A 6,912-nucleotide genomic window follows, 5' to 3' on the forward strand; every position below is an offset into this window, starting at 1 on the left:
CAAACGAAGCCACATTACAAAAAGTACATCCTCCCCGACCAATAGTGCCATCTCGGTTAGGGCAACTAAATCCACCGTGCAACGTTAGTTTATGGACTTTTTCACCGTATCGACGCTGAAGGTCTTGGCCGATTGTATTGACCAACTCATGTAACTGCATAAATTCTCACCAACAATGAACCGTAATCAATCTCACTACGATCTGTGTAAATAAATTACATCCCTGCAAGAAAAAACACACAATACTAGTCAATTCAAACAAACATCATACGGCTCAAAATCAATAAACCTGCATAAATACAGATAAAAAACGTTCATGTTGCGTAAATGTTAAACTAAAAATGCATAATTAAACGAAAAAATTGGGTCACAACGTCTACTTTTTCATTGCATTCTGAAGTGACAAAATTGTAGGATACTTACACAACCCCGTTATTTTTGTGACTTTTATTACAAAGTACACTGCGGGATTTGTCGGTGTTATCCCACTCCTACCTATATAAATCACTAAATAGTGGCAATAAATAAAGGGATACCACCAAGGATTGTTTTTCTCGCAAAACTTTTCCTGCGAGATACGGAAAGGAATCAAGATCGGTCAACCTAGATCGGTGGCGATAATAAATATAAAGGACAAGACGTAATCAATGGTCTAGGTGGCATTTGCCTGCCTGGTGCTTTTGCGTCGACATTGAACTGGAAGGATGTATCTATGGTAGATAGAGAGCAAAATCCACAGGGTCTATATACTCCTGAATTGGAGCATGACGCGTGTGGTATCGGTTTTGTTGCTCACCTTAAAAACCGTAAATCTCATGAAGTAGTGACTCAAGCATTGGATATGCTAGCTCGCATGGAGCACCGTGGTGGTCAAGGTTGTGATCCATGCAGCGGTGATGGTGCGGGTATCTTGCTACAAAAACCTCATGAATTCCTATTAGAAGAGGCCGTTAAGCTCGGCATTAAACTACCTTCATTTGAAAAGTATGGTGTGGGTGTCGTACTTTTCCCGAAAGACGAATACAAACGCGAGCAATGCCGTGACATTCTAGAACGCAACGCTCAGCGTCTAGACCTTGAAGTTATTGGCTACCGCGTATTGCCAACCGATAACTCAATGATCGGTGCCGACCCGCTAAGCACAGAACCTCAGTTTGAGCATGTGTTTATCTCTGGTGGTCCAGGTATCACACCTGAAGAGCTAGAGCGCAAACTGTACGTACTTCGTAACTACACTGTACGTGTTTGCCTAGAAAGCGTTTCGAACATTGGTGATGACTTCTATATTAACTCTATGTCTTACAAGACATTGGTGTACAAAGGTCAGTTAACGACCGAGCAAGTACCTCAGTACTTCCTTGATCTGCAAAACCCGACCATGGTGACCGCACTGGCACTGGTACACTCTCGCTTCTCTACCAACACCTTCCCGAAATGGCGTCTTGCACAACCTTTCCGTTACATTGCCCACAACGGTGAAATCAATACAGTTCGAGGTAACTTGAACTGGATGAAAGCCCGTGAGGCGATCATTGAATCCGATCTATTTACCCAAGCTGAAATCGACATGCTGCTTCCTATTTGTCAGGAAGGCAGTTCGGATTCATCTAACTTTGATATGGCACTTGAGCTCCTAGTTCTTTCTGGTCGTAGCCTGCCGCACGCATTGATGATGATGATCCCGGAAGCATGGCAAGAAAACAAAAACATGGATCCTAAGCGTCGCGCGTTCTATCAGTACCACGCGAACATCATGGAACCATGGGATGGTCCTGCTTCAGTATGTTTTACTGATGGTGTTCAAGTTGGCGCGACACTAGACCGTAACGGTTTGCGTCCTTCTCGCTACACAGTGACCAAAGACAACTTCCTAGTAATGGCATCTGAATCTGGTGTTGTGGATATTGAGCCAGAGAACGTAGAGTTCCGTGGTCGTCTACAACCAGGTCGTATCTTCGTTGCAGACCTAGAGCAAGGTCGCATCATCTCTGATGAAGAAGTGAAAGACACCATCGCAACAGCGCAGCCTTACGAGAAGTGGGTAGAAGAAAACCTACTGAGCTTGAAGAAGCTGCCAGATGCGAGCAACCAGTTCAGCCAACCTTCTCCAGAACGTTTGCTACACCGTCAACAAGCTTTCGGTGTAAGCACTGAAGAAGTGAACGAAATCATAGTTCCAATGGCGAATGATGCGAAAGAGCCATTATCAGCAATGGGTGCCGACTGGCCTCTTGCGGTTCTCTCTCATCAATCTCAGCACCTTTCAAACTACTTCAAGCAGCTGTTTGCACAGGTAACTAACCCACCGATCGACCCGATCCGTGAGCGTATGGTTATGTCGCTGAACACTTACTTGGGTAAAGACCAAAACCTTCTGACTGAAACACCACTTCACTGTCAGAAAGTCGAATTAGAATCGCCGGTTCTGGCGAACTCAGAGCTTGAAAAACTGCGTGCGATCGATAACGAGCACCTACAAGCGAAAACGTTGGATATCGTATTCCAAGCTAGTGAAGATCAAGGCAAACTTGAGCGTGCATTAAAACGTATCTGCCAATACGCAGAAGACGCGGTTATCGATGGTTATTCAATCATCCTACTCACTGACCGCGCAGTGAATTCAAACCACGCGGCGATCCCAGCAATGCTGGCAGTTGGCGCAGTACACCACCACTTGATCCGTAAAGGTCTACGTGCGAAGTGTGACATCGTGGTTGAAACTGGTGACGCGCGTGAAACGCACCACTTTGCAACGCTACTTGGTTACGGTGCGAATGCGGTTAACCCTTACCTAGTGATTGAAACCATCATTGAGCTTCAACGTACCAAGAAGTTGGATCCAGAAGCGAACCCTCGCGATCTGTTCAACAACTATCGTAAAGCGATTAATGGCGGTCTTTTGAAGATCTTCTCGAAGATGGGTATCTCCACGCTACAGTCGTACCACGGTGCACAAATCTTCGAAGCGTTGGGCATCCACAAGTCAGTGGTCGACAAGTACTTCACAGGTACGGTTTCTCGTATCCAAGGTCTAACCCTTGATGATATCGCCAAAGAAGTACTTATCCGACACCGTATCGGTTACTCACAACGCGAAATTCCAATTCAAATGCTGGATGTTGGTGGTGTTTACCAATGGAAACAGCGTGGTGAGAAGCACCTATTCAACCCAGAAACCATTTCTCTACTGCAAGAGTCTACACGCAACAAGAACTACGATCAGTTCAAGCAATACGCGACTGCAGTAGATAAGCAAGGTGACAACGCGGTAACTCTGCGTAGCCAACTTGAGTTTATTAAGAACCCTGCCGGTTCTATCTCTATCGACGAAGTCGAGCCAATTGAAAGCATCGTGAAACGCTTCGCGACAGGTGCAATGTCATTCGGTTCTATTTCTTACGAAGCACACTCCACACTAGCTGTTGCGATGAACCGTCTTGGCGCGAAATCGAACTCTGGTGAAGGTGGTGAAGACCCAATGCGTTTCGAGCGCAAAGAGAACGGCGATTGGGAACGCTCTGCAATCAAACAGGTAGCTTCGGGTCGTTTCGGCGTAACCTCTTACTACCTAACCAACGCTGATGAGCTACAAATCAAGATGGCTCAAGGTGCGAAACCAGGTGAAGGTGGTCAGCTACCAGGCGATAAAGTAGATGACTGGATCGGTGCTACACGTCACTCAACTCCGGGCGTCGGTCTTATCTCGCCACCACCACACCACGATATCTACTCAATCGAAGATTTGGCTCAGCTTATCTACGATTTGAAGAACGCGAACCGCGCGGGCCGTGTAAACGTGAAGCTGGTATCGGAAGCTGGCGTAGGTACGATCGCTTCCGGTGTAGCGAAAGCGAAAGCGGACGTTGTACTAATCGCAGGTTTCGACGGTGGTACTGGTGCATCCCCAATGTCTTCAATCCGTCATACTGGTCTTCCTTGGGAACTTGGCTTGGCAGAAACGCACCAAACGCTACTGAAGAACGGTCTACGTAACCGTATCGTGGTTCAAGCGGATGGTCAGATGAAGACTCCTCGTGACCTTGCAGTCGCAACACTACTGGGTGCTGAAGAATGGGGCGTGGCAACCGCAGCCTTGGTGGTTGAAGGTTGTATCATGATGCGTAAGTGTCATAAGAACACCTGTCCTGTTGGTATCGCAACTCAGAACAAGACGCTTCGCGAGCGCTTTGATGGTCGCGTAGAAGACGTCGTAACCTTCTTCCAATACATGGCACAAGGTCTACGTGAAATCATGGCTGAACTTGGCTTCCGCACTATCGATGAGATGGTCGGTCAAGGTCAGAAGCTGAAGATTCGCCAAGACGTTTCTCACTGGAAATACAAGAACCTAGATCTGTCTCCTGTTCTACACGTTGAACAGCCACGTGAGTCAGACGGTATCCATAACCAAACGCAACAGAACCACAACCTGGAATCGGTACTAGACCGTAAGCTGATTCAAGCGGCGATTCCTGCTCTCGAGAAAGGCGAGGCGGTGAATGCCGAATTCCCTATCGTCAACACTGACCGTTCTGCGGGCACCATGCTGTCGAACGAAATCTCGAAAGTGTACAAAGATGCCGGCCTACCTCGACCAATGAACGTGAAGTTCAAAGGTTCAGCGGGTCAGTCATTCGGCGCATTCCTAGCTAAGGGCGTGAAGTTCGAAGTAGAAGGCGACGCGAACGACTACTGGGGTAAAGGCTTATCTGGCGGTACGTTAGTACTTTACCCAGATGCGAAATCAAGCATTGTCGCAGAAGATAACATCGTGGTTGGTAACGTGTGTTTCTACGGTGCCACTTCGGGTGAGTCTTTCATTCGCGGTATGGCTGGCGAACGTTTCTGTGTTCGTAACTCAGGCGCGAAAGTCGTAGTAGAAGGCGTCGGTGACCACGGTTGTGAATACATGACGGGCGGTGCAGCAATTATCCTTGGTTCAACAGGTCGTAACTTTGCCGCAGGTATGAGTGGCGGCGTGGCTTACGTATGGGATAAATCAGGCGACTTTGAGTCGAAACTGAACCCAGAGTTAGTAGACCTAGATCCAATCGAGCAAGAAGACAGAGATCTATTACTCGACATGCTAACTAAGCATGTTCAATTCACAGGAAGTGAAGTCGCTCAGTCTTTCCTAGACAACTTTGAAGCAAGCCTAGCCTCTATGGTTAAGGTGATGCCGCGTGACTACAAAGCGGTGCTTCAAAAGCGTAAAGCTGAAGCACAGTCTCAAGGAAACGAAACTCAAGTGGAGGCCGTATAATGGGTAAGCCTACTGGATTTTTAGAGCATGGTCGTGAACTACCACAGAAGATCGACCCAGCTGAACGCATCAAGAACAACAAAGAGTTTGTCCTGAACGAGGAGTTTGGTGACAAGATCAATACTCAAGCTTCTCGTTGTATGGATTGTGGTGTGCCGTTTTGTCATAACGGCTGCCCTATCGGTAACATCATCCCAGAGTTTAACGATGCAGTTTATCGTGATAGCTGGGAAGAAGCATGGAACATTCTAAGCTCAACCAATAACTTCCCTGAGTTTACTGGTCGTGTTTGCCCTGCTCCATGTGAAAGTGCTTGTGTACTTGGCATCAACCAAGACCCAATCACTATCTGTAATATCGAGAAAACCATCGTAGAAACGGCGTATCGTGAAGGGTACGCTAAGCCAAAAACGCCACGTTCTCGCACTGGTAAAACGGTGGCGATCATTGGATCTGGACCTGCTGGTCTTGCGGCTGCTGAGCAGCTAAACAGCGCAGGCCATACCGTGACAGTATTCGAGCGAGACGAGAAGGTTGGTGGTCTGCTGCGTTTCGGTATTCCAGATTTTAAACTGAGCATGGAAGTCATTGATCGTAAGATCAATCTAATGGCAGAAGCTGGCGTTGAGTTTAAAGTAAACCAACACGTCGGTGTTGATGTAAATGCTCAGCAACTGCGTCAAGAGTTCGATGTGGTTCTACTGACGGGTGGCTCAACGGTTCCACGTGATTTGCCAGTTCCGGGTCGTGAGCTCAAAGGCGTTCACTTCGCAATGGAATTCCTAGGTCAAAACAACCGACGTGCAAATAACATGGACCTGAAAACGGAAGAGATTCACGCAAAAGGTAAACATGTGGTTGTCATTGGTGGTGGTGATACCGGTTCAGACTGTGTAGGTACGTCAAACCGTCACGGCGCAGCAAGCGTAACTCAAGTGGAAATCATGCCGATTCCACCAGAGAAGCGCCCAGCCAATATGCCTTGGCCTCAATACCCAATGATCCTACGTACTTCGACCTCTCATGAAGAAGGTGTCGATCGTCACTGGAACATCCTGACCAAAGAGTTCATCGGAAATGACAAAGGTGAAGTCACTGGCCTTCGTCTTGCTGATATCGTTTGGCAAGATGCAAAACCAGGCGAGCACCCAAGTTTCAAAGAAGTAGAAGGCAGCGAGCGAGTGATCCCATGTGATATGGCATTCCTAGCAATGGGCTTCTTACACCCAGAACCTACAGGCGTGCTTGCTCAACTGGATATCGCGCTAGATGATCGCGGTAACGTAGCAACTCAAGGTTTTGCTACTAACCAAGAAGGCGTATTTGCTGCTGGTGATATGCGAACAGGCCAATCTTTGGTGGTTCGTTGTATCAACGAAGGTCGCGAATGTGCTCGTGCTATCGATGACTACCTAATGGATGGCACAAACCTAGAAGCAAAAGCAGATTCACTGATGCTTTCTGCTTAACGGAAGTATTCACGCTTCCCTCTTTCAATGCCATAAATAGCCATCAGCGATATCGATGGCTATTAGCAAAGAAAGAAAACAATTCCTTCCAATCTTTCTATTTTGACCAGCATTTTATGCTGGTCTTTTTTATTTCCCACAGAATCAAATGTTACTTTTTTGTAACAATCAATTTTCTAT

2 protein-coding genes and 1 pseudogene are annotated in these 6,912 nt (G+C 47.1%); 2 read left to right on the plus strand and 1 reads right to left on the minus strand.

The window, feature by feature from the left end; genetic code table 11:
* A pseudogene (locus CAG69_RS02585) lies at positions 1-160 on the minus strand (TIGR01212 family radical SAM protein); the annotation flags it as partial.
* 552 nt (positions 161-712) lie between these two features.
* Between CAG69_RS02585 and gltB the strand changes: the two are divergent.
* Together gltB and CAG69_RS02595 are read left to right on the plus strand one after the other, a co-directional pair.
* Complete coding sequence (gene gltB / locus CAG69_RS02590) at positions 713-5,263, plus strand: glutamate synthase large subunit (RefSeq protein ID WP_161442597.1); 4,551 nt, start codon at positions 713-715, stop codon at positions 5,261-5,263.
* The gene (locus tag CAG69_RS02595) at positions 5,263-6,732 is read left to right on the plus strand and encodes a glutamate synthase subunit beta (protein WP_161442599.1); all 1,470 of its coding nucleotides are present in this window, start codon (positions 5,263-5,265) and stop codon (positions 6,730-6,732) included. The genes gltB and CAG69_RS02595 overlap by 1 nt, the downstream gene beginning before the upstream one ends.
* The last annotated feature ends 180 nt before the right edge of the window (positions 6,733-6,912 follow it).

Origin of the sequence: Vibrio sp. V43_P6S15P86 (assembly GCF_009904725.1) — a bacterium.
GTDB classification, from domain to species: Bacteria; Pseudomonadota; Gammaproteobacteria; order Enterobacterales; family Vibrionaceae; genus Vibrio; species Vibrio diabolicus.

Excerpts from the sequence above, each read along its gene's own strand:
- gltB (WP_161442597.1), top strand. The coding sequence starts at position 713 with ATGGTAGATAGAGAGCAAAATCCACAGGGTCTATATACTCCTGAATTG.
- CAG69_RS02595 (WP_161442599.1), top strand. The coding sequence starts at position 5,263 with ATGGGTAAGCCTACTGGATTTTTAGAGCATGGTCGTGAACTACCACAG.